This is a genomic window from Halomonas sp. SL18_1 (assembly GCF_055755715.1).
This window is the reverse complement of the sequence record NZ_JBVTRK010000001.1, coordinates 3,832,153-3,853,770: the sequence shown is the minus strand read 5'-3', so window position 1 is coordinate 3,853,770 and position 21,618 is coordinate 3,832,153. Positions and strand designations below refer to the sequence as shown.

The 21,618-nt window shown below is 67.3% G+C and carries 15 protein-coding genes, 5 pseudogenes and 1 riboswitch; of the genes and pseudogenes, 10 read left to right on the top strand and 10 right to left on the bottom strand.

All coding sequences use genetic code 11. The features are described 5' to 3' along the window. Positions 1–50: 50 nt before the first annotated feature. The 4 genes and pseudogenes from ACSJDS_RS19605 to ACSJDS_RS19590 form a co-directional block, all read right to left on the bottom strand. Positions 51–2,000, bottom strand: a complete 1,950-nt coding sequence (locus ACSJDS_RS19605; RefSeq protein ID WP_473034686.1) for a UvrD-helicase domain-containing protein — start codon at positions 1,998–2,000, stop codon at positions 51–53. 19 nt (positions 2,001–2,019) lie between these two features. Next, on the bottom strand, positions 2,020–5,022 hold the full coding sequence (recC, locus tag ACSJDS_RS19600; protein WP_473034685.1) for an exodeoxyribonuclease V subunit gamma: 3,003 nt from the start codon (positions 5,020–5,022) through the stop codon (positions 2,020–2,022). Further along, positions 5,022–5,141: a hypothetical protein gene (locus tag ACSJDS_RS19595; RefSeq protein ID WP_473035086.1), complete on the bottom strand. Its 120-nt coding sequence runs from the start codon at positions 5,139–5,141 to the stop codon at positions 5,022–5,024. The genes recC and ACSJDS_RS19595 overlap by 1 nt, the downstream gene beginning before the upstream one ends. Before the next feature lie 140 nt (positions 5,142–5,281). Further along, positions 5,282–5,653, bottom strand: a pseudogene (locus tag ACSJDS_RS19590) (exodeoxyribonuclease V subunit gamma); the annotation flags it as partial. Positions 5,654–5,983: 330 nt separating this feature from the next. Between ACSJDS_RS19590 and ACSJDS_RS19585 the strand changes: the two are divergent. Beyond that, a pseudogene (locus ACSJDS_RS19585) lies at positions 5,984–6,591 on the top strand (biliverdin-producing heme oxygenase). Positions 6,592–6,617: 26 nt separating this feature from the next. On the opposite strand, the gene ACSJDS_RS19580 reads toward ACSJDS_RS19585, so the two are convergent. Continuing rightward, positions 6,618–7,034 carry an NUDIX hydrolase gene (locus ACSJDS_RS19580; protein WP_473034684.1) on the bottom strand — a complete coding sequence of 139 codons (417 nt, stop codon included), beginning with the start codon at positions 7,032–7,034 and terminating at the stop codon, positions 6,618–6,620. Positions 7,035–7,227: 193 nt separating this feature from the next. On the opposite strand from ACSJDS_RS19580, the gene ACSJDS_RS19575 reads away from it, so the two are divergent. Continuing rightward, positions 7,228–7,353 (top strand): hypothetical protein, encoded by a 126-nt coding sequence (locus tag ACSJDS_RS19575; RefSeq protein ID WP_473034683.1) that lies wholly within the window; start codon positions 7,228–7,230, stop codon positions 7,351–7,353. On the opposite strand, the gene ACSJDS_RS19570 is transcribed toward ACSJDS_RS19575, so the two are convergent. After that, entirely contained in the window at positions 7,350–7,931 is a 582-nt protein-coding gene (locus ACSJDS_RS19570; RefSeq protein WP_473034682.1) for a cytochrome b, read from the bottom strand. The two genes, ACSJDS_RS19575 and ACSJDS_RS19570, sit on opposite strands and share 4 nt — an antisense overlap. Before the next feature lie 22 nt (positions 7,932–7,953). Continuing rightward, a pseudogene (locus tag ACSJDS_RS19565) lies at positions 7,954–8,537 on the bottom strand (siderophore-interacting protein); the annotation flags it as partial. 219 nt (positions 8,538–8,756) lie between these two features. Between ACSJDS_RS19565 and ACSJDS_RS19560 the strand changes: the two are divergent. The 5 genes and pseudogenes from ACSJDS_RS19560 to ACSJDS_RS19540 all read left to right on the top strand — a co-directional run bounded on the left by ACSJDS_RS19560 (position 8,757) and on the right by ACSJDS_RS19540 (position 13,210). Beyond that, complete coding sequence (locus ACSJDS_RS19560) at positions 8,757–9,740, top strand: TRAP transporter substrate-binding protein (RefSeq protein ID WP_473034681.1); 984 nt, start codon at positions 8,757–8,759, stop codon at positions 9,738–9,740. 15 nt (positions 9,741–9,755) lie between these two features. Further along, on the top strand, positions 9,756–10,322 hold the full coding sequence (locus tag ACSJDS_RS19555) for a TRAP transporter small permease (protein WP_473034680.1): 567 nt from the start codon (positions 9,756–9,758) through the stop codon (positions 10,320–10,322). Beyond that, positions 10,319–11,583: pseudogene (locus ACSJDS_RS19550) on the top strand (TRAP transporter large permease). Before ACSJDS_RS19555 ends, ACSJDS_RS19550 begins: the two are co-directional and overlap by 4 nt. A gap of 152 nt (positions 11,584–11,735) precedes the next feature. After that, positions 11,736–13,031 carry a protein adenylyltransferase SelO gene (locus ACSJDS_RS19545; RefSeq protein ID WP_473034679.1) on the top strand — a complete coding sequence of 432 codons (1,296 nt, stop codon included), beginning with the start codon at positions 11,736–11,738 and terminating at the stop codon, positions 13,029–13,031. Then, a complete protein-coding gene (locus tag ACSJDS_RS19540; RefSeq protein WP_473034678.1) occupies positions 12,965–13,210 on the top strand; it encodes a hypothetical protein in 246 nt (81 codons plus the stop codon). Before ACSJDS_RS19545 ends, ACSJDS_RS19540 begins: the two co-directional genes overlap by 67 nt. 128 nt (positions 13,211–13,338) lie before the next feature. On the opposite strand, the gene katG is transcribed toward ACSJDS_RS19540, so the two are convergent. Together katG and ACSJDS_RS19530 are read right to left on the bottom strand one after the other, a co-directional pair. Beyond that, positions 13,339–15,519 carry a catalase/peroxidase HPI gene (katG, locus tag ACSJDS_RS19535; protein ID WP_473034677.1) on the bottom strand — a complete coding sequence of 727 codons (2,181 nt, stop codon included), beginning with the start codon at positions 15,517–15,519 and terminating at the stop codon, positions 13,339–13,341. 244 nt (positions 15,520–15,763) lie between these two features. Then, positions 15,764–16,705, bottom strand: coding sequence for a LysR family transcriptional regulator (locus tag ACSJDS_RS19530; protein WP_473034676.1), 942 nt, complete (start codon positions 16,703–16,705; stop codon positions 15,764–15,766). Positions 16,706–16,912: 207 nt separating this feature from the next. Between ACSJDS_RS19530 and ACSJDS_RS19525 the strand changes: the two genes are divergently transcribed. Together ACSJDS_RS19525 and ACSJDS_RS19520 are read left to right on the top strand one after the other, a co-directional pair. Next, positions 16,913–18,412 (top strand): CoA-acylating methylmalonate-semialdehyde dehydrogenase, encoded by a 1,500-nt coding sequence (locus ACSJDS_RS19525; protein WP_473034675.1) that lies wholly within the window; start codon positions 16,913–16,915, stop codon positions 18,410–18,412. 279 nt (positions 18,413–18,691) lie between these two features. After that, positions 18,692–19,279, top strand: a complete 588-nt coding sequence (locus ACSJDS_RS19520; RefSeq protein WP_473034674.1) for a peroxidase-related enzyme — start codon at positions 18,692–18,694, stop codon at positions 19,277–19,279. 9 nt (positions 19,280–19,288) lie between these two features. Here the strand turns inward: ACSJDS_RS19520 and ACSJDS_RS19515 are convergent, their stop codons facing one another. Beyond that, complete coding sequence (locus tag ACSJDS_RS19515) at positions 19,289–19,966, bottom strand: hypothetical protein (RefSeq protein WP_473034673.1); 678 nt, start codon at positions 19,964–19,966, stop codon at positions 19,289–19,291. A 149-nt stretch (positions 19,967–20,115) separates the two neighbouring features. After that, a riboswitch (TPP riboswitch) is annotated at positions 20,116–20,233 on the top strand. Here ACSJDS_RS19515 and ACSJDS_RS19510 point away from each other — a divergent pair. Beyond that, positions 20,223–21,579 (top strand): annotated as a pseudogene (locus ACSJDS_RS19510) (sodium:solute symporter family transporter); the annotation flags it as partial. (Overlaps the previous riboswitch by 11 nt.) Between the last annotated feature and the right edge of the window lie 39 nt (positions 21,580–21,618).

Here is a 21,618-nt window from a genome sequence, read left to right as displayed (position 1 = left end):
AACCGGCGCTGCCGCCCTCCGCAAACCCGGTGCGGCCGATTAGCCCCTCGTTAAGCAGCTCCACCATGGTGGAGGCGCAGCGCTCGGCCATCTCCTGCTGGTAGGCGGTCTTGGAGAGCGGTTCGTCGCTGTCGAGCTGCCATAGGGTCATGGCCGGCAGAGTCTGGCCCTCGCGGGTGAGTCGAGTCCTTGCGTCCTTTGGCCCCCACGGGCAGGAAGGGAACGGGGTTCCCCTCGGGGGAATTGAAAAGAAAGGCGCCGGGCGGGTGCGCCTCGGCGAAGGCGAAGCAGCGGTTCACCGCCTCGACCATCGCGCGGCTGGAGCGGAAGTTGGTGCCCAGGGTGACGTGGCGGCCTTGGGTGTCGCGGCGGGCGCGCAGGTAGGTGTGGATGTCGGCGCCGCGGAAGGCGTAGATCGCCTGCTTGGGGTCGCCGATCAGGAACACGCCACACGCTGGGCCATTCTCGCGGATGCGGTACACGCAGTCGAAGATGCGGTACTGCACCGGGTCGGTGTCCTGGAACTCGTCGACCAGGGCGACCGGGAACTGGCGGCGGATCTGGGCGCCCAGCGCCTCGCCGTCGGGGCCGGTGAGCGCCCGGTCGAGATGGGTGAGCAGCTCGTTGGGACCCATCTCGGCGCGGCGCTCCTGCTCGCGGTCGAGCCGCGCCCGGCACCAGTGCACGGCGTGGGTGAGCAGGTCGGCGTAGGGATCGGGCAGGGCGTTGAGCTCGTCCGGCAGCGCTTCCAGCGCGGCCAGCGCCGGGTGATCCGGCGGCTCGCCCTTGAGCCAGATATCGGCCATGCCCTGGGGCGTGAGGCGCTTCCAGGCAGCCTCGGTCAGGCCGGGCCAGGTGGCCTCCCCTTGGCACCATTCACGCAGCTTGCCGAACCAGTTGGCGCGGCTCCTAGCGTTGAAGCTCTGGCCCTTGAAGGCCTTCTGCTGGGCGGCCTCTTCGAACAGTGCTTCGCACTCGTCCAACCACTGGGGCCAGGGGGCCTTGAGCCGGGCCAGGCGCTCGGCGGTTTCGCGGCTGGCGTTGGCGATGGTCTCGGCCGGGGGCGGGGCGTTCTTGTTCAGCGCCTCGGGCTCACTCAGCGCTTCGCTGTGGGGCATCAGGTCGCGCACCGCCTGGTGCAGCGCTTCGGGTGTTTTCCAGTGCGGCACCACGGTGGCCAGCTCGTCGACGCTCAGCGGGTAGTAGAAGCTTCGCCAGTAGTCGCGCACCACCTCGAGCTCCAGCTCGGTCTGGTCGTTTTCCAGGTTGAGCGAGAACAGGCTGCCGCTGTCGAAGGCGTGCTCGCGCAGCATGCGGTAGCACCAGCTATGGATGGTGGAGACGGCGGCCTCGTCCATCCATTCGGCGGCGAGCTGCAGGCGCCGGGCGCAGGCGGGCCAGGTGGCGGGGGCGTATTGGTTGCGAAGAGAGATGAGAAGTGGATCAAGACCCTCGCTACGTCCTGTCCCCGGCGCCCCTTGGTCAGCCGATTCGTCAGCAGGATTTTGCGGAGGCGCTGTGAACCCATCCCTGGGCGCTACCGATGCCCTGCTGCGCTCTCGCGTCCCGCTTCGCTGGCAGGTCCGGTGCTGGCCATCCATGGCCAGCCCGTTCGGAGCAGTGCTCCTCACCCCTGGCATAGGACCTCCGCTCTGTTCTGCTCCCGAAGCTTCGGCAATGTCGGATGTAGTTTCGGGTGTTTGCAAAAATACACCAGCGGCTTCCACCAGCCGCGCGCGAATCCGCTCGCGCAGCTCCTGGGTGGCGGCGTTGGTGAAGGTGACGACGAGAATCTCGGGCGGCGTGAGCGGGCATTCGAAGGCGGCAGCGTCGTCGGCCGAGCGGGCGCCGAGCACCAGGCGCACGTAGAGCAGGGCGATGGTGAAGGTCTTGCCCGTGCCGGCGCTGGCCTCGATGAGGCGGCTGCCGTGAAGCGGAAACTCAAGCGGATTCAGCGCAACTGGCTGCGCGACCGAATCACTGCGTTGCGCGGTGCTCATAGACTCGCCTAACCCCAAGTTATGTCTCGTCTCCTGCGCTCCGTGCGCCTTGTGCTTCATGTCGCTCGCCGAGTTGCGGGTTCCGTCGCTCATGGCTGGCTCCCCGCTTGCTTCGTTGCCTTCTTCCCTCTCTCTTTCTTGTCGCTCTCTTCTTGTCGCCCCCTTTCTTATCCCCTTTTACGGCCAGATGCACCGGGGCGAGCAGCCGCTCGGTGAGTTCGGCGAAGCCGAGTCGGTCCTGGCGTGCCTCATAGAGCGCGGTGAAGCTGGACCAGCGGTGGGCGAGGTAGGGGTTGCGGCCCGCCTCGCCAGCGTTGAAGTCATCGCCGTTGTAGGCGCTGGCGGCGGCGCGCCAGGCGTCGCTGACTCGCTCGCTCTCCGGTGGGTGTTGTGAAGAGCCCAGCTTGCTCAGCCACACGAAGGCGGTGTCGCAGGCCAGCGGTAGGGGCGTCTGCATGCCGGCCTGCCAGGTGCGGACGATCTCGCGCAGCTGCTGGCGGGCCGCTTCCGGATCGAGGGGCGGCAGGGTGACTTCGCCGGCCTTGGAGAGCAGCAGGGTGGTCATGGGCCGGTCGTTCAGGTGGCCGGCCAGGTGCGCGACCCAGTGGCGCAGGATCTGCGACCAGCGGTACTTGCCCTTCTTCACCAGGCTGCTGCTGGCGAGCACCAGGCGGCAGCGCTCGCCCGACTCGCTCTCACGCAGTTCGTCGAGCCAATCCTCCAGGGGCGGGGCGCCGGGTACGCTGAGCTGCACCGGCTCGGGGTCGTCCAGTGAGCGGGGCCAGGCGTCCAGGGCCTGTTCATAGGCTTCGAACAGCGCGTCCATCGGTTCGCTGAGCTGTTCGCGCATGCGCTCGCCGAAGGCGCCCATGGCCAGCACCCCTTGGCCCTGAAGGCGGTCGAGGGTGTCGAGCAGGACGGGCAGGCGCTCGCGGCCTTCGTCCACGGCGCGGCGCTGCTCGCGGATCAGCAGGTCCTGCAGCTGCCAGTTGGCGAGCCCGTCCAGGTCGAAGGGTTCGTGGTCGAGGCTGACGATGTCTTCGCGCTCCAGAAACACCTTGAGGCGGGTGGTAAAGAAGGCGCGGGCCGGGTCTCTCAAAAAGCTCCCGAGTTGGACCAAGGTCAGCGGCGTGTCTTGCGTGAACGCTTCAAGCTCGAGAGGCGCCGCTTCCGGTGCTGTCTCGCCGTGCACCTCGCGCCACTCGTGGGCGTAGGTGAATAGCCTTCGGGCCGACACGCTGCGCTCGGCCTGCTGCGCCTCGGTGGGGAAGTAGCGGCGGCTGAAGGGCTGCAGCGGGTGCGCGGTGGTGAGGGCGGCGAGCAGGTCGCTTCCGTCGGTGGTTTGCCATCCCGCTTCAAGATGATCGCGCAGCTGGCCGACCAGCACCGAGGGCGGCTTCTCGCTGTTGTCGACGATGCTGCTGGCCACCCAGCTCACGTAGAGCTGCTCCCGGGCGGAGAGTAAGGCTTCCAGGAACAGGTAGCGGTCGTCCTCGCGGCGCGAGCGGTCGCCGGGGCGGTAGTCGCTGTTCATCAGGTCGAAGTCCAGCGGCGGGTGGCTGCGGGGGTAGTCGCCGTCGTTCATGCCCAGCAGGCAGACGCGTTTGAAGGGGATGGCGCGCATCGGCATCAGGGTGGCGAAGTTGACCGCCCCGGCCAGGAAGCGCTGCGACAGGCTCGGCTCGTCGATCTGGGCCAGCCAGTGTTCACGCACCACCGAGAGCGGCAGCTGCCGGGTCAGCCCGGCCTCTTCGGCGCTCTCCTGCCAGCTCTGCAGCGCCTGTTCGAGCTGGGCCAGCATCAGGCTGTCTTCGGGCGTGTCGGCGAGAAAGCCCGCCTCCAGCAGGGCGCGCAGGCGCTGCACCCAGCCGGCCACGTCGGTGGGCTCGCGCAGGCGGCGCCACTGCTGCTCCAGGGTTTCCAGCAGCGCGGCCAGCGGGCCGGCCAGTGCCGCTTCCAGCCCGCCGATGTCGTCGAAGGGCTCGATGCCCTGCCACGGGCCGCTGGCGGCCTCGCCCACGGCGTAGCCCAGCAGCAGCCGGCGCAGGCCGAAGGCCCAGGTGTTCTGCTCCATGCCGGCGGGCAGGTCGAGGCTGCCGCGCTGGCCGGCGTCGAGCCCCCAGCGGATGCCGGCGCCCTCGATCCAGCGGCGCAGGGTGGGCACGTCCTGCTCCTGAATACCGAAGCGGGCGCGCAGGGCGGGGACGTCGAGCAGGTCGAGCAGGTCGCTCACCGAGAGGCGCAGCTCCGGCAGGCGCAGCAGTTTCTCCAGCGCGATCAGCAGCGGCAGGCGGTGGCGGCTGCCTTGGTCGGAGAGGGTGAAGGGGATATAGCGCGGGTCGTCGTGTTCGATTTGGCCCCTCGCATATTGACCAAAGACGGCCTGCACGTGGGGCGCGTAGTGGTCGATGTCCGGCACCATCACGATCACGTCGCGGGGCTTGAGGCTCGGGTCGGCGCTGAAGGCGGCGAGCAGCTGGTCGTGGAGGATCTCCACTTCGCGCTGGGGGCTGTGGGCGGCGTGGAAGACGATGGAGTCGTCGAGGCTTGGGTCCACCGCCGGCCAGGTCTCGCGGGTCTCGTGCAGCGGGCGCAGCTCGCGGATGTCGTCCTGCAGCTGCTGCAGCAGCCGGCCGTTGCCTTCGCGCACGAAGGGCTCGAAGAGGTCGATGCGCAGCGAGTCGGCCTGGAACAGCGGCTCGTACTGCTGGGCATCGTCGTGCTCGTCGAGCAGGCGCAGGTAGTCACGACCCTGCTTGCCCCAGGCGGCCAGCAGCGGCTGGGCGTGCAGGTGCAGGCTCTCTTCGCCATCTCCATCGCCGAGTACGTCGAGCCGATCCGGCATGCCGGCCTTGCGGTGTTGGCGGTAGCGCTGGGCACGAAGCAGGTCCTTGTGTTCGATGATATCGGCCCAGTAGTGCTGGCAGGGGTTGTGCACGCACAGCACCACCTGGCAGCAGCGGGCCACGGCGGCCAGGGCCTCCAGCGCCTGCTGGGGCAGCGAGGAGATGCCGAACACCATCACCCGGCGCGGCAGGCCGGGGGGCAGTCGCTGCCGTGAAGCTCCCGGGCGGCGGCGAGAAAGCGCCGGTGCACCATGGCACGGCTGGAGGCCACGCCGTCGTCGCCCACGTCGGCGATGAGCGCTCGCCACAGGGCCGGCTGCCAGCGCTGGGTGTCGGAAAGCGTCTGGGCGTGGCCGCGGGGGCGATCAGCACGTCCTCGCCCCGGGCCCAGGCCTCGAGCCAGTCGGCGCGGTATACCTGGTACTGGTCGAACAGGTCGGCCAGGCGCTCGGCGAGCTGGTGGTGCTTGCGCAGGTCGCCGTCGCCTTCGAGGAAGCGGTGCAGCGGGGCGAACTCGTCGCGCGGCATCAGTTCCGGCAGCAGGCGCAGTAGCCGCCACAGCAGGCGCGACTTGTCGAAGGGCGAGGTGGCCGGCACTGCGTTGGGGTCGCCCTCCACATGGTTGAGCACCGCACGGTAGGCCTGCCACAGGAAGCGCGCCGGCAGGGTGACGTCCAGCGCGGCGGCGATACCGCTGCCGCCGTCGACCTCGTCGGCGGCCAGCGCCAGCTTCATCCACTGGCCGATGCCGTTGCTCTGCACCAGGATCGTCTCGTTCTCCAGCGGCGCCAGCGGGTGACGCTTCATCCACTCTACCGCCACGCCGCGCAGGTCCTCCAGGCGGTTGCCGTGAACGACCATGAAGCCGGGGGTGAGGACAGCGTCGTGGGTGGCCGGGGCATGATGCGGTTCCTTCGCGATGGCGAAGGGTCATGGTGCCATAAATGCGCTTTTGCAGTTTTGCAGTTTTGCAGTGTTGTAGTTATACAGTGCCAGCCGGGTGCGGAATGGCATCGCCAGGGCGTCAGCGGTGGGCGTTGCCATGCGCCTCCCGGTCGAACGCAGCGGCCTCCTGTGGGTGGATGTGACCCATGAGCCGACGCGCTCCTTCTGTCCCTTCCCTATAACGAGGCCCTCATGGAAACCGTAACCCCGCCAGAGCAGACCACCCTTCAGCCACTCAGCAAGCGCCTAAAGCATGCCACCCGAGAGCAGCATGAGCGGGTCGATCACGCGATCATGACGCTGCGCCCTTTTGACGACCTGGAAGGCTATGCGCGCTTCTTGCGGGTGCAATACGGCTTTCAACAGCGCTGCCTGCCCTGCTATCGCCATCCGCAGCTGGCCGACTGGATCACCGACCTGGGCCCGCGCTGCCGATACGCCGCCGTAATACGCGACTGCCAGGATTTGAACGTCGACGTCGAACGGCAGGCAAAGGCGAAGCCGTTGGCAGCGCCGACAAGTGAGACGGCGTCCAATCTGCTGGGCTGGCTGTACGTGAACGAGGGCTCCAATCTGGGGGCGGCCTTTCTGTTCAAGCGTGCCGCCGAGCTGGGCTATCTGCCCGCTACGGGGCGCGCCACCTGGCGCACAGCGACGATGGCCGCGGCCTGCACTGGCGACACTTCACCCAGCAGCTGGATGCGATAGCGCTAAGCGAGGCAGACATCGCCCAGGCGGTCGCTGGGGCCAAGGAGGCTTTCGCCTATGTCGAAACGCAAGCACGTTCGCTGGCGCGCTGAACGTTCAACCCGCTCGGGCGAGATCGCTACAGTCGGGGAGCCAACCCCGCAGCGCGTAGGTGATCGAGCAGTTCTGCGACCAGCGGCATGCTGCTTATCTGATCGGCAGGCACCCAGTGCACCTCGGCGGCGTCATCGCCGGCTTGCAGCACACCGCCGATGGGGCTAGCGGCGAAGTCATGCAGTTCGTAAACGATGCCGTCATCCCAGGCTAGCTGTGCCGTCCACAGCCGCTGACCAACCTCGACGCGCAAGCCCGTCTCCTCGAACGCCTCGCGGGCGGCGGCGTCACGCAAACTCTCTCCTGGATCGACCTTGCCACCGGGCACCGACCATAAGCCCGCTTCGGGCGGGTTAAGACGTTTCACCATCAGGATGGCGCCATCCTCGCGCTGAATGACCGCGCAAGCCGCTTGTATCGTTCTTGGCACACTGTCCTCCATCGATGCTCGAACCACCCCGAGCCAAACCTACCCCTAGCGTAACGCCGACGCGCTCCCCGTTGTGCCACTATTTCAGCCCATGTTGCGAGAATCGTTGAGGCCCCCCCGGCCTCGGGCGTTATTTTAATGAGAAGCGCAATCATTCATAAATTGCAGTGCGGAGGGGGACCCTACATGCAGTACGAATAGCGCGGTGGCTACCCAGCGCGACTACCTGCTCGCCTGGCTCTCGCTGCGCTGGCAGGCGGGAGTACTCGATAAGGGCGATATCGAACGGGTGGCGGGGCTTTCGGTGCAGGTTAGCGCGCGGCTTGGTTAAGCGTCGCGCGTGGCCCGGGGTGAGCCCAGCATGCGCGCCAGGACGCCATCCTTGAGCCACAGGCGATGGGCCAGTGCCATCGCCACATGGCCAGCGATCAGTGCCAGCAGCAGCCAGGCCAGGGTGCTGTGCAGCAGATCGGCAGGTGCCATCATCCAGGCAATCTCGCGCTCCGCTTCCGGCAGCAGTTCCATGCCATAGAAGAACAGGTGGCCGCCCCGGCCATACTGGCGCAGGATGGCCAGCGTCGGTATCAGGATCAACAGCACATAGAAGGCCAGGTGCACGCTCCGAGCCAGCAATCCCCCCAAGCCTGGTGGGCGGGGCGGTCGGTGATGGCGCTGGCGGTAGGCCCAGATGGCGCGCAGCAGCGTCGTCACCAGCAGCATGGCGCCCAGTGAGCCATGAGGGCCGATCCTTGCCAACAGCAGGGTGACGGGGTGCTCACCGAATCCCTTCCAGGCCAGCAGTACGCCGAATAGCAGTATCACTTGCGCCGCCGTCAGCCAGTGAAGGAGACGGCTGATGAGACCATAGCGATCAGGGGTGTCTCGCCAGCGATTGGCCGGTGTTGTCATGACTCAGGGGTCCACGCGATGTTCAGCTGTCCGCCTTGCCCAGGCGCCAATAGCCCATGCTGGTGACGCACTGCTTGGGCAGGCCGCACTCATTGACCAGATAGTGGCGAATATGTCGGGTGACCTTGGTTTCGGCCGCCACCCAGGCATAGAAGGGCGCATTGTCGTCGAGACTCGCGGGCTCCCACAGGGCGGCGTCGTCTTCGTCTAGCCCCTCGGCGGCGCCACCATGCGGTTGGCCGCCCAGGGCGCGGATCTCCTGGTGCAGGTCGATGTCGCGGACGGCCCGCATCAGCAGGTCGCCGTGGTGGCAATCCGGCTCGCTATCGCGGTTCAACCAGCGCAGCTTGGCGGGGGAGAGAGGGGCTGGATATCATCGCTACGCGGCACTTCGATCAAGGCCTCTACCCGTGGGGCGAGAGGCAGGTCGTCGAGTGTTTCGAAGATGCCGGCGGCCGCCGGCAGGGCGGTCTCGTCGGCGATAATTAGGATGCGCCGTACACCCCGCGGTGGCTTCCACTCATAGCCGAGCTTTTCGCCCCCGGCATTGGCCAGCGGGGCGGTCATCGCCAGGCGGTCGCCGGGGCGGGTGCGCATCGCCCAACGTCGGCCTCAAGGGGCTGTTGATCGTGCCGCCGTTGGTGGGCCTGGCAGTGTGGGTGCTGTTCGTGCAGATGATCAGCATCACCCTGCCGTCGGCGTTACTGTTCTAGTGTTGCATCGTGTCGGCTGCCATCAACGCCCTGTCTGCGGTACTCTTTTCAGCCGATAACGAGAACGGCAGGCCCTGGCGCCTGCCCCGGCTGGACCGACACGAGGCTTTCCATGAACCGCATCAAGACGCTGACCCTGGCCGTGGCCGCGGCTGCCCTGGCCACTTCTTCTCTCACCGCACAGGCGCGGGATTTTCGCCTGGGGCTGATCACCCCGCCCCAGCACCTCTGGTCGCAGCAGGCCGAGGCCTTTGCCGAGGACCTGCACGAGCGCTCCGGCGGCGAGCATAGCGTCAGCGTCTTTCCTGCCCAGCAGCTCGGCAACGAGGCGCAGATGGTTCAGCAGCTGCAGACCGGCGCGCTGGACATGGCGTTTCTGACCATCGCCGAGATCTCCAACCGGATTCCCGACTTTGGGGCCCTCGATGCGCCCTATCTGGTAGACGACGTGGATCACGCCGCGGCGCTGCTGCGCTCCGACACCGCTGCCGAGCTGCTCGAGCTGATGCCCCAGGGCGTGGGCCTGATGGGCCTCGGCTACGGCATGGTGGGCATGCGACAGGTGCTCAGCCGCGGCCCCATCGAGAGCATGGAAGACATGCGTGGCCAGCGCCTGCGCATCACCCCCTTCGAGCCGATCCGTGACTTCTATACCGCCACCGGGGCGGCGCCGGCGCCGATGCCGTTGCTCGAGGTCTATGACGCCCTGGCCAACGGCCAGGTGGACGCCATCGACATGGACTTCGATTCGATCCTGATCCTCAAATTCTACGAGCAGGCCGACAATCTGCTGATTTCCAACCACATGATGTTCCCCATGGTGGGCGTGGTGTCGGGGCGGGTATGGCGCGAGCTCGACGAGGCCGACCGCGAGCTGATCGAGACCACCATGGCCGAGCACCTCGACCAGGTCCTGACCGGCTTCCAGGAGATGGATGCCGCCCAGGAGCAAGAGATCCGCGAGCTGGATATCAATATCGTCGAGGCCGACGCCGAGTTCTTCAGCGAGGCCATCGCCGAGTGGGAGGGCATCTGGGCCGAGAAGGCGCCCATGCTCGAGGCGCTGCGCGAGGAAGCCGAGCGGCTGCGTCAGTAAGGAGTCTCCGCGCCGATGCTCTCCCGCCTCTCCGATCGCCTGGCACGCCTGGAGGAGGCCGCCGCCGCGGCGCTCGCGGCGGCGGTTACCTTGCTGATCCTCGTCAACGTGGCCTTTCGCGCTGCAGGCAGCCCGCTCTACTGGATCAGCGAGCTGGCCATTTACGCCATGATCTGGATGACTTTCCTGATCGCCAGCGCCGTTCTCAAGCGGCGCCAGGGAATTGCCGTGACCCTGATCAGCGACCTGCTGCCGGGGTTTTCGCGTCGGTTGCTGATGGCCGGCGTGGACCTTGCCGTGCTGGTGTTCGCAGTGCTGCTGGCGTGGCTGTGCTGGCGCTGGTACCAGCCGCTGGCGCTGGCTCAGGCCGGCTTCGACGTGCAGGCCTTCCAGGGAGAGACATTCAACTTCATCTATGCCGAGCGCACCTCGACGCTGGGTATCCCCAAGTTCTGGGTGTGGCTCTGCGCGCCCTGGCTGTCGCTCTCGCTCACCTTCCACGGGCTGGTGAACCTGACCGAGGCCCTGCGTGGCCTGCGTGACCCGGGCCAGGCGCCTCCGCCACCGGAGGCGACGCCATGACGGTGGCGGTCTTTGTCCTGCTGCTGCTCGGTGCCGTGCCCATCGCCCTGGTGCTGGCGCTCACGGCCATGGTCTATATCCAGACCTCGGGCAACAGCGTGCTGTTCGAGTCCTACCCCCAGCAGCTCTTTGGGGCGATAGAGAGCTATGGCCTGCTGGCGATCCCGCTCTTCATGCTGGCCGGCGAGCTGATGAACGAGGGAGGCGTGACCCGCCGTCTGATCGACCTGGCAAGGCTGCTGGTGGGGGCTTCCGTGGCGGGCTAGCCTATATCAACCTGGTGGCCAATATGATGATGGCGGCCATCGTCGGCTCGGCGGCCTCCCAGATCGCCATCATGTCCCGCGCCATGGTGCCGGCCATGGAGCGGGAGGGCTACGACAAGCCCTACAGCGCGGCGATCACCGCCGCCGGAGGGCTGCTCTCGCCGATCATCCCGCCGTCGATGCTGTTCGTGCTGTTTGGGGTGATGGCCCAGGTGCCCATTGCCGAGATGTTCATCGCCGGCATCCTGCCGGGGCTGCTGCTAGGCTTTACCTTCTTCCTGGCCATCGCTGTGGTGGGGCTGGTCAAGCAGTACCCCAAGGGCGACTGGCCCAGCCGCGGCGAGGCCAGGCGGGCGCTGATGATGGGGCTGCCGGCGCTGGCCATTCCGCTGATCATTATCGGCGGCATTCTGCTAGGGCTGGCCACGCCCACGGAGTCGGCGGCCCTGGCGTCGCTGGCCGCCCTGCTGCTGGGGCGCTTCCTCTACGGCGATCTGCGCTTCGCCATGCTGCCCACGGTGCTCAAGCGCACCGCGGTGAACGCGGGGCTCGTCATCATGCTGATCGCCGCCGCCGGGGTGTTCGGCTGGGTGATCGTCTACGAGCGGCTGCCGCAGATGGCCGCGGCCTGGATCGCTGCCATGACCACCGACCCCTTCCTCTTCCTGCTGCTGATGATCGCGGTGCTGCTGGTGGTGGGGATGATCATCGACGGCATCGCCGCCCTGATCCTGGTGGTGCCCATCCTGCTGCCCATCGCCACCCAGCAGTTTGGCATCAGCCCCTACCAGTTCGGGGTGGTGGTCTGCCTGACCCTGGTGCTGGGGCTGCTGACGCCGCCGGTAGGGGCGGGGCTCTATATCGCCTCCTCGATGACCGGCGCCTCGCCCATGCGCATCTTCCGCTCGCTGCTCCCCTTCCTGCTGGCGAGCCTAGCCACCCTGGTGCTGCTGGCCTGGCAGCCCTGGCTCACCACCGCCCTGATCGGGCGCTGAAGCTCCCCTCGGGGTCAGACCCTTTAATCCCTTAATGGTCTGACCCCGAAGGGGGCTCCTGCGAGCCGCCTGCGGCTCGATAGCAACAATTCCTAGCGTTATACTCGGGTATTTATTCACCGGCTGAGCCCCAGCCCTCGCCCGGAGTCGCCATGTTTCCAAGATTCACCCTGCGCTATGCTCGCCTGCCGGCGCGCTTCTTCGAACGCTTCGACCCGGTGCCGGTGAAGGCGCCGCGGCTGGTGGCCTTCAATCGGCCCCTGGCCGAGGCGCTGGGCTTCGACCTGGCGGACTTCGACGCCGAAGAGGCGGCGGTATGGTTCGCTGGCAACGCGGTGCCCCCTGGCGCCGAGCCGCTGGCCCAGGCCTACGCCGGCCACCAGTTCGGCAACTTCGTGCCGCGGCTGGGTGACGGCCGGGCGGTGCTACTCGGCGAAGTCACCGACCGTGACGGGCAGCTGCGCGACATTCAGCTCAAGGGGGCCGGGATGACGCCCTTCTCGCGGGGGGCGGATGGCCGGTCGCCGTTGGGCCCCGTGCTGCGCGAGTACCTGGTCAGCGAGGGCATGCACGCACTGGGCATTCCCACCACCCGGGCCCTGGCCGCGGTGACCACCGGTGAGCCGGTGTTCCGCGGGCTGCCCGAGCCTGGCGCCATCCTCACCCGGGTGGCAGCCAGCCATCTCCGGGTGGGCACCTTCCAGTACTTTGCCGCCCGCGGCGACGTCGAGGCCCTGCGCACCCTGGCCGACCTGGCCATCGAGCGCCACTATCCCGACCTGCGGCGCCTGGCTCAGGGGGAGCGTTACCTGGCGCTGATCGAAGCGGTACAGGTGCGCCAGGCGGCGCTGGTGGCGAAGTGGATGGGGGTGGGCTTCATCCATGGCGTCATGAACACCGACAACACCACGATCAGCGGTGAGACCCTCGACTACGGGCCCTGCGCCTTCATGGAGGCCTATGATCCCGAGACGGTGTTCAGCTCCATCGATGAGCTGGGCCGCTATGCCTATCGTAACCAGCCGTGGATCGCCCAGTGGAACCTGGCGCGCTTTGCCGAGACGCTGCTGCCGCTGATCGATGAGGAACAGACGCGGGCCGTGGAGCAGGCCACCGCCCTGATCCAGGCCTACCCCGAGCAGTACGAGGCGGAGTGGCTGGCCGTGATGCGTGCCAAGCTGGGGCTCGAGGAAGCGCAGACGGGTGACAGGGGGCTCGCCGAGGGGCTGCTCGAGGCCATGCAGCGGGGACGCGCCGACTTCACCCTGACCTTTCGTCGCCTCTGTGACGCCGCCGATCCTCCCGGGCTGATGAGGCGCTGGTGGCGCTGTTCGAGCGGGCGGATGCCATCGAGACATGGCTCGCGCGCTGGCGCGAGCGATTGGCCCAGGAGCCGCAGGCCCCGGAGGCGCGGGCCCGGCGCATGCGCCGTGCCAACCCGGCGGTGATTCCCCGCAATCATCGGGTGCAGGAAGCCATCAGTGCCGCCGAGCGGGACGACTTCGCCCCCTTCGAGACGCTGCGCGAGGTGCTGGCCGAGCCCTTTGTCGAGCAGCCCGGTCGCGAGGCGTATGCCCGTCCGGCCGAACCGGCCGAGCGGGTGTTTCGCACCTTCTGCGGGACCTGAAACGCCGTGGGAGGCCGGCTCTGCCGGGCGAAGGGAGGCGCAAGCCAGCGATGAACCGAAAAAAGACGCCCGGGGAGCCCGGGCGTCTCTGTCAGCAAGCCAGGGTGAGTGCCTGGCTTAAGCCACCATCACTTCTGGAGTTTCTCCACGTCGAAGCGGTCGGCGTTCATCACCTTGGTCCAGGCCTTGACGAAGTCCTTGACGAACTTCGCCTGGTTGTCGTCCTGGGCATAGACCTCGGCATAGGAGCGCAGGATGGAGTTGGAGCCGAACACCAGGTCGATACGGCTGGCGGTCCACTTCACCTGATCGCTCTTGCGGTCGCGGATCTCATAGAGATTGTTGCCCGCCGGCTTCCAGGCATTGTTCATGTCGGTCAGGTTGACGAAGAAGTCATTCGTCAGCTGCCCCTCCCGGTCGGTGAACACCCCGTGCTGGGTGCCGCCATGGTTGGTGCCCAGCACGCGCATGCCGCCGATCAGCACGGTCATCTCCGGCGCGGTCAGCCCCATCAGCTGGGCGCGATCGAGCAGCATCTCCTCCGGCTTGACCACGTACTCCTTCTTCTGCCAGTTGCGGAAGCCATCGGCGAGCGGCTCCAGGGGCTCGAAGGACTCGGCGTCGGTCATCGCCTCGGTGGCGTCGCCGCGGCCCGGAATGAAGGGCACCAGGATATCGTGGCCCGCGGCCTTGGCGGCCTGCTCGATGCCCAGGCTGCCGCCCAGCACGATCAGGTCGGCCACGCTGGCGCCGGTCTCGCTGGAAAGCCGCTCGTAGACCTTGAGCACCTTTGCCAGGCGCTGCGGCTCGTTGCCCTCCCAGTCCTTCTGCGGGGCCAGGCGGATGCGCGCGCCGTTGGCGCCGCCGCGCATGTCGGAGCCGCGGAAGGTGCGGGCGCTGTCCCAGGCGGTGGCGACCAGCTCGGCAATGGGGAGGCCGCTATCGGCGATCTTCTGTTTGACCGCCTCGACGGAGTAGTCGGTATTGCCTGCCGGTACCGGATCCTGCCAGATCAGGTCCTCTTCCGGTGCATCCGGGCCGATGTAGCGCGACTTCGGCCCCATGTCGCGGTGGATCAGCTTGAACCAGGCCCGTGCGAAGGCGTCCTGGAAGTAGGCAGGGTCCTTGCGGAACGCCTCCATGTACTTCCGGTAGCTGGGATCCATCTTCATCGCCATGTCGGCGTCGGTCATGATGGGATTGTGGCGAATGGAGGGGTCGCTGGCGTCGACCGGCTTGTCTTCCTCCTTGACGTCGACGGGCTCCCACTGGTTGGCGCCCGCGGGGCTCTTCTTCAGCTCCCATTCGTGGTCGAGGAGCATTTCGAAGTAGCCCATGTCGAACTTCGTCGGCTCCTTGGTCCAGGCGCCTTCGATGCCCGAGGTCACCGCCTTGGCGGCCTTGCCCTGCATGTGGGGGTTGGTCCAGCCAAACCCCTGCTCCTCGACGTCGGCGGCCTCGGGCTCCGGGCCCAGGGCCTCGGCGTCGCCGTTGCCGTGGCATTTGCCGACGGTGTGGCCCCCGGCGGTCAGCGCCGCGGTCTCCTCGTCGTTCATCGCCATCCGCTTGAAGGTCATGCGCACCTGCTCGGCGGTCTTGAGCGGGTCGGGGTTGCCGTTCACGCCTTCCGGGTTGACGTAGATCAGGCCCATTTGCACTGCGGCCAGCGGATTCTCCAGGGTGTCCGGCTTCTCGACGTTGCCGTAGCGCGTATCGGAGGGCTCCAGCCACTCCTTCTCCGCCCCCCAGTAGATATCCTTCTCGGGATGCCAGATGTCTTCGCGGCCAAAGGAGAAGCCGAAGGTCTTCAGGCCCATGGACTCGTAGGCCACGTTGCCGGCCAGGATGATCAGGTCGGCCCAGCTGATCTTGTTGCCGTACTTCTTCTTGATCGGCCACAGCAGGCGGCGCGCCTTGTCCAGGCTGGCGTTGTCGGGCCAGCTGTTGATCGGGGCGAAGCGCTGGTTACCGGTGCCGCCGCCGCCGCGGCCATCGGCGATCCGGTAGGTGCCCGCCGCGTGCCAGGACATGCGGATCATCAGGCCGCCGTAGCGGCCCCAGTCGGCCGGCCACCACGCCTGGCTGTCGGTCATCAGGGCGTGCATGTCCTGCTTCAGCGCCTCGAAGTCGAGCTTCTTGACCTCTTCGCGATAGTCGAAGTCCTCGCCCATCGGGTCGGTCTTGCGGTCGTGCTGGTGAAGGATGTCCAGGTTCAGGGCTTCCGGCCACCAGTCCATGTTCGAATGGCCCGAGGCGGTGTTGCCGCCGTGCATGACCGGGCACTTGCCAATGTTCTGCTGATCACCCATATCGCTCTCCACTCATGGCTGCGTTGGTGTAGCTGCCACCTCTGTATAGTCGATGGCGGTTTGGGGTAGCAATGAGCCTTATCAACCTATGGTCATCAACTGCCCACGGTTGCGGCTTTGCGTCCTGTAACCCTCAACCTACGCGGGATGTGTCCATTAGCACAAAACGAGATTGCCGACCGTGCTGATAGCGAATCTTTATCATCAGCCGGCGTAGCGGTCCGCCGTGTCTGGCGATTGGCGTTCAGTCTTCGGGAAGGCGAAGCTCCCGCGCCTCGCCCATCAGGAAGGCACGGTTGGCCTCCAGCGCTTCGCGCAGGAAGTCCCACAGCAGCCGCACCCGGGCCAGGCGGCGCTGCTCCTGGCGCGAGGTGATCCAGAACTGGCGGGTGATGGCGACCTCATCGCTCAGCACCGGCGCGAGTCCCGCCGTGGGCTCGGCCATGAAGCAGGGCAGCACCGCCAGGCCGGCGCCATGAAGGGCGGCGGCGTGCTGGGTGGTGACGCTGGTGCTGCGGATCGAGAAGTGGGGGCCGGGATGGCCCACCACGGCGGGGTCGAGCAGCGGCTCCAGATAGCTGAGCTGCTCGCTGAAGATCAGGTCGTCCACGTAGCCGATCAGGCGATGCTCGCCCAGCCCGGCCAGGGTGTCGGGAATGCCCTGGCGGGCCAGGTAGTCGTGGCTGCCGTAGAGCCGTAGCCGGTAGTCGCACAGCCGCGAGATCACCAGTCCCGGGCTCGCCGGGCGCTCCACGGTGATGGCTAGGTCCGCCTCATGGCGGCTGAGGTTGACCACCCGGGGCAGGGCCAGCAGGTCCAGGGTGATGCCGGGGTGGCGGCGGCAGAAGGCCGAGAGCAAGGGGGCGATGACCCAGGTGCCGAAGCCCTCGGTCACGCCGAGACGGATCTGGCCGCTGACCTGATGGTTCTTGTCGGTGAGGCTCTCCCCGGCCTCGAAGGCGTGGCGAGCCATCTCCTCGGCGTGGGCGAGCAGCTGCTGGCCGGCCTCGGTGAGGTGGTAGCCGTGGGTGCTGCGTTCGAACAGCTGGGTGTTGAGCCGCTGCTCGAAGCGGCGGGTGCGCCTTGACAGGGTGGAGTGATCCACCCCCAGGCGCCGGGCGGCATCGGTGAGGCGCTGGCTGCGCGCTACCTCCAGGAAGATCTGGATATCTTGCCAGTCGAGCATGGTGCCTCCCGAAGCGGTTGGCTGTGCATTATTGCACAAACAATGTGCCCGCGTGCCCGTTGTCACGGTATCCGGCGAGTGGCTAGACTCGTTGGCACCGTACTTCGTGTTTTTATACACATAAAGTCTAATGTCGGTGCGACCACTACCACAATGCCAATTCATCGCCAGACAGCCGACACGCCAACCACAGAGGAGCACGACACCATGTCCGTTCGCGAAATCCCCATGTACATCGACGGCCAGCCCGTCCAGTCCCAGAGCCAGGAGTGGCGCGACGTGGTCAACCCGGCGACCCAGGAAGTGGTGGCGCGGGTGCCGTTTTGCACGGCAGATGAAGTGGAGCAGGCCGTTGCCAGTGCCAAGGCGGCCTTCAAGGAGTGGCGCAAGGTGCCGCTGGGCAAACGCATGCGCATCATGCTCAAGCTGCAGGCGCTGATTCGCGAGAACACCGCCGAGCTGGCCGCGCTGATCACCGAGGAGCACGGCAAGACCCTGCCCGACGCCGAGGGCGAGGTGGGCCGCGGCCTGGAAGTGGTAGAGCACGCCTGCTCGATCACCTCCCTGCAGCTGGGCGAGCTGGCCGAGAACGCCGCCAGCGAGGTGGACGTCTATACCCTCAATCAGCCGCTGGGCGTGGGCGCCGGCATCACCGCCTTCAACTTCCCGATCATGCTGCCCTGCTTCATGTTCCCGCTGGCCATCGCCACCGGCAACACCTTCGTGCTGAAGCCCTCCGAGCAGGATCCGAGCTCCACCATGCGCTTGGTCGAGCTGGCCCACGAGGCGGGCATTCCCGCCGGGGTGCTCAACGTGGTGCACGGCGGCCCGGACGTGGCCAACCAGATCGCCGATCACACCGATATCAAGGCGCTGTCGTTCATCGGCTCTAGCCACGTTGGCACGCTGCTCTACAACCGTGCCGCCGCCGCCGGCAAGCGCATGCAGTCGATGATGGGCGCCAAGAACCACTGCGTGGTCATGCCCGACGCCAACCGCAGCCAGGCGATCAACAACCTGCTGGGCTCCGCCTTCGGTGCCGCCGGCCAGCGCTGCATGGCCAACTCCGTGGTGGTGCTGGTGGGCGAGGCCAAGGCGTGGCTCGACGATATCGTCGACGGTGCCCGCAACATGAAGGTGGGCCCTGGCACCCAGCGCGACGCCGACCTGGGGCCGCTGGTCTCGCCGGCCGCCCGCGACCGCGTAGTGCGCCTGATCGACGCCGGCGAGCAGGAGGGCGCCAAGCTGCTGGTGGACGGCCGCGGCTATGAGGTGTCGGGCTACGAGCACGGCAACTTCGTCGGGCCCACCGTCTTTGCCGACGTCAAGCCGGAGATGACCATCTATCGCGAGGAGATCTTCGGCCCGGTGCTCTGCGTGGTGACCGTCGACACCCTGGACGAGGCGATCGAGTTCATCAACGCCAACCCCAACGGCAACGGCACCTCCATCTTCACCAACTCCGGCTGGGTGGCGCGTCGCTTCGAGACCGACATCGACGTGGGCCAGGTGGGCATCAACGTGCCGATCCCGGTGCCGGTGGCCTACTTCAGTTTCACCGGCTCGCGGGGCTCGAAGCTGGGCGACCTGGGCCCCAACGGCAAGCAGGCCATCGCCTTCTGGACCCAGACCAAGACCGTCACGGCCCGCTGGTTCGAGCCGGAGAACGTCTCCAGCGGCATCAACAGCACCATCTCGCTGAGCTGATCCTGCCGCTCGGTGGCATCGCGGCCCCGCCTCGCAAGAGGCGGGGCCGCGTGCGTTTCGGTCCATGACTTCCGTGGCAGTCTTTCTGTGGGAGGCCGGCTCTGCCGGCGGTTCGACGCTTCGACGGATGGAGGCCGCAGGTCCCCTGCGGTGGCCGCCAACGGTCAGGCTGGCCGCCATGCCTTTCGGGTACGCCTGAGACGGAAATCGTATGGACAGCATGGTGACGTTGACGTTAACTGGAAGTTTCCAAGAACAATCGTCCAGTCAGGAGCCACCATGACCGCCCCCATCAGCCGCTTTCCGATACCCGAATCCATCGACGACCTGCCCGAGGACATCCGCGACGCCATGCTGGCGGTGCAGGAGAAGGCGGGATTCGTGCCCAACGTCTTTCTCATGCTGGCCCACCGGCCGGCGGAGTTCCGCGCCTTCTTCGCCTACCACGATGCGCTGATGGAGCGGGAATCCGACACCCTGACCAAGGCCGAGAAGGAGATGATCGTGGTGGCCACCAGCGCCCAGAATCGCTGCCTCTACTGCGTGGTGGCCCATGGCGCCCTGGTGCGGATCTACAGCAAGGACCCGCTGCTGGCCGACCAGGTGGCCATCAATCATCGGGTCGCGGGCCTGAGCGAGCGCCACCGGCTGATGCTCGATTTTGCCTTTCATAGCGGGCTGGAGGTGGGCGAGCTGACCGATGACTGGCAGACCCGCCTGATCGACGCGGGGTTCACCCTCGACGACATCTGGGACATCGGCGCCATTGCCGCCTTCTTCGGCATGTCCAACCGCCTGGTCACCCTGGCCGGCACCCCGCCCAACGACGAGTTCTACCTGATGGGCCGAGTGCCGCGGGAGCGGTAGTGCGGGTGATCAGGCCTTGGCGATCGCTTCCTTGAGCAGCTGTAGCGCCGGCGCCAGCTGGCTTTCGTGCAGCACCAGCACGGTCGCGCCGCTTTCTCCCTCGACGGGCGCAACCACGGCGAATTCGCCCTCTTCCAGATGGAACTCGTGGATCTCGCGCGGGCCGTCCGGGGTCTCGCAGTGGATGGAGCGGTAGGTGTCGTCCTCGCCATAGATGAGGCGGTGGTAGACCTTGAAGAAGGTGTAGAGGTACAGCCCTTGGGGAAAGGCGGGCCAGCGGGCGGGGATGGTGCGGGTCTCCTCGTCCAGGGACTGGCCGCCGGCTTCGGCCCGTGCGATGGCCTCATCCAGCGGGGCGGCCAGCAGGGAGGCGGCATCGTAGGGCAGCGGCTGCTGGGCCTGAAAGGCCTGCCGATAGCGCTCGGCCACCTGCTGCATGTCGCCGAGCGAGCCGATGGGGTGATCGCTGTGCTTCAGGTCGGCGGGCTCGAAGCCGCCGTTTTCCCAGCCGTGAATGACTCGCAGCGTCAAGTTGCCGTTCGTCATGGGGGCCAGCACCAGCGCTTGGATGGCGACCCGCAGATGCAGTAGCCGCTCGATGACCGGATTCTCGAAGGCGCTGTAGGGGTCGGCAAAGATGGCGTGCAGGCGGCAGGTGGCGTGTTCCTTGGCTTCACGGTAGGGCATGGGCGTGTCTCGTGTCGGGGCAGGACGGCGGGCATCGGCCGCCAGTATGAGCATTCGCGCCTGCCGATGGAAGGCCACGACGGCTTTACAGTCGGCATCTGAGGGTCGATGATGACGTTCCGGCATAGACCGGGCTCAATCCACGAATATTCTGTCGCCAGGGGAGTCCCGCCAGCTGCTTCGGCACTGGGGGCTGAGAGGGCCAAGCGCCGACCCTGGAACCTGATCCGGTTCATACCGGCGGAGGAAGCGCGACATGCCCTACCTGACGTCTGCCGTGCTCGGCGCGGCGCTCTTGTGCTTTGCATTCCTGGGCCTGCGGGCCCGCCGGGCCGACGGCCTGCTCGATGACTACGTCACCGCCCGCAACTCCCAGGGCGCCCAGGCCATCGGGCTGTCGTTCCTGGCCTCCAGCATGGGGGCCTGGATCCTCTTCGCGCCGCCGGAGATCGGCGCCTTCGTGGGGCCGGTGGCGCTGGCCGGCTACGCCATCGGCTCGTCGTTGCCGTTCCTGGTGCTGGGGCTCTACGGCCCGGCGATCCGCCGCCATCTGCCGAAAGGGCGCAGTATCGGCGAATTCGCCGAGTCCTGCTACGGTGCCGGAGTGCGGCGATGGGTCTCCTTCGTCTCGGTGGCCTACATGGCGATCTTCCTGGCCGCCGAGCTCACCGCCATCGGTGCCATCGCCGCGCTGCTCTCGGACGTGTCCCCGGCGCTGGTGATCCTCGGGGTGGCAGTGGTCACCCTGGTCTACACCACCCTGGGCGGGCTGCGGGCGAGCCTTGCCACCGACCGCTGGCAGGCCTGGCTGCTGCTGGCCTTGCTGCTGGTGGTGGGCGGTGTGGCCTGGTGGTGGCTGCCGCCCATGCCCGCCGGGGCGGTGATGCCAACCATTCCTACCGGTAACGCGCTCTCCGTGGCGCTGACCCTGGTGATCGCCGTCACCGCGGCCAACCTCTTCCACCAGGGCTACTGGCAGCGGGTGTGGGCGGCCGAGGATGACCGCGCCCTGGCCCGCGGGGCCCTGCTGGGCGGGGCAAGCACCCTGCTGGTGGTGATGGCTATCGGCGGCCTGGGTATGCTGGCGGCCATGCATGCGCTCCCCTTGGGTGAGCCGCCGATTCCCTTCTTCGCGCTGCTCTCCGCCGCGCCGGCCTGGCTGGGTGTTCCGGCCCTGGTGCTGGCGGTCACCCTGGTGGCCTCCAGCGTCGATACCCTGCAGAACGCCATCGCCTCCATGGCGGTGGCCAGCTCCGGCCGGCGCGGGCTCTCGGTGCGGGCGGCGCGGCTGGCCACGGTGGCGCTGATGCTGCCGGTGGTGTGGGTGGCCCTGCAGGGCTTCTCGGTGCTGCGTCTCTTCCTGATCGCCGACCTGCTGTGTGCGGCCATCCTGCTGCCGGTGCTGCTGGGCCTGTGGCGGCGCATGTCGCCGCTGGCGGCGGTAGCCGGCGGCGTGGCGGGCCTGACTAGGCGCGATCGTGCCTGGCTGGATCAGCCTGGGCAGCCTCTCCGCCGGCGTGCTCGCCGCCACCTTTCCGGACAGCATCCCGACCCTGGCGCCTTTCCTCGGCGCGCTGGTCGCCTCCACGCTGGTCAGCCTGCTGGTCGCCTGGCGGCGTCCGGGGGCGAGATTCGAACCACCCTCAAGGGAG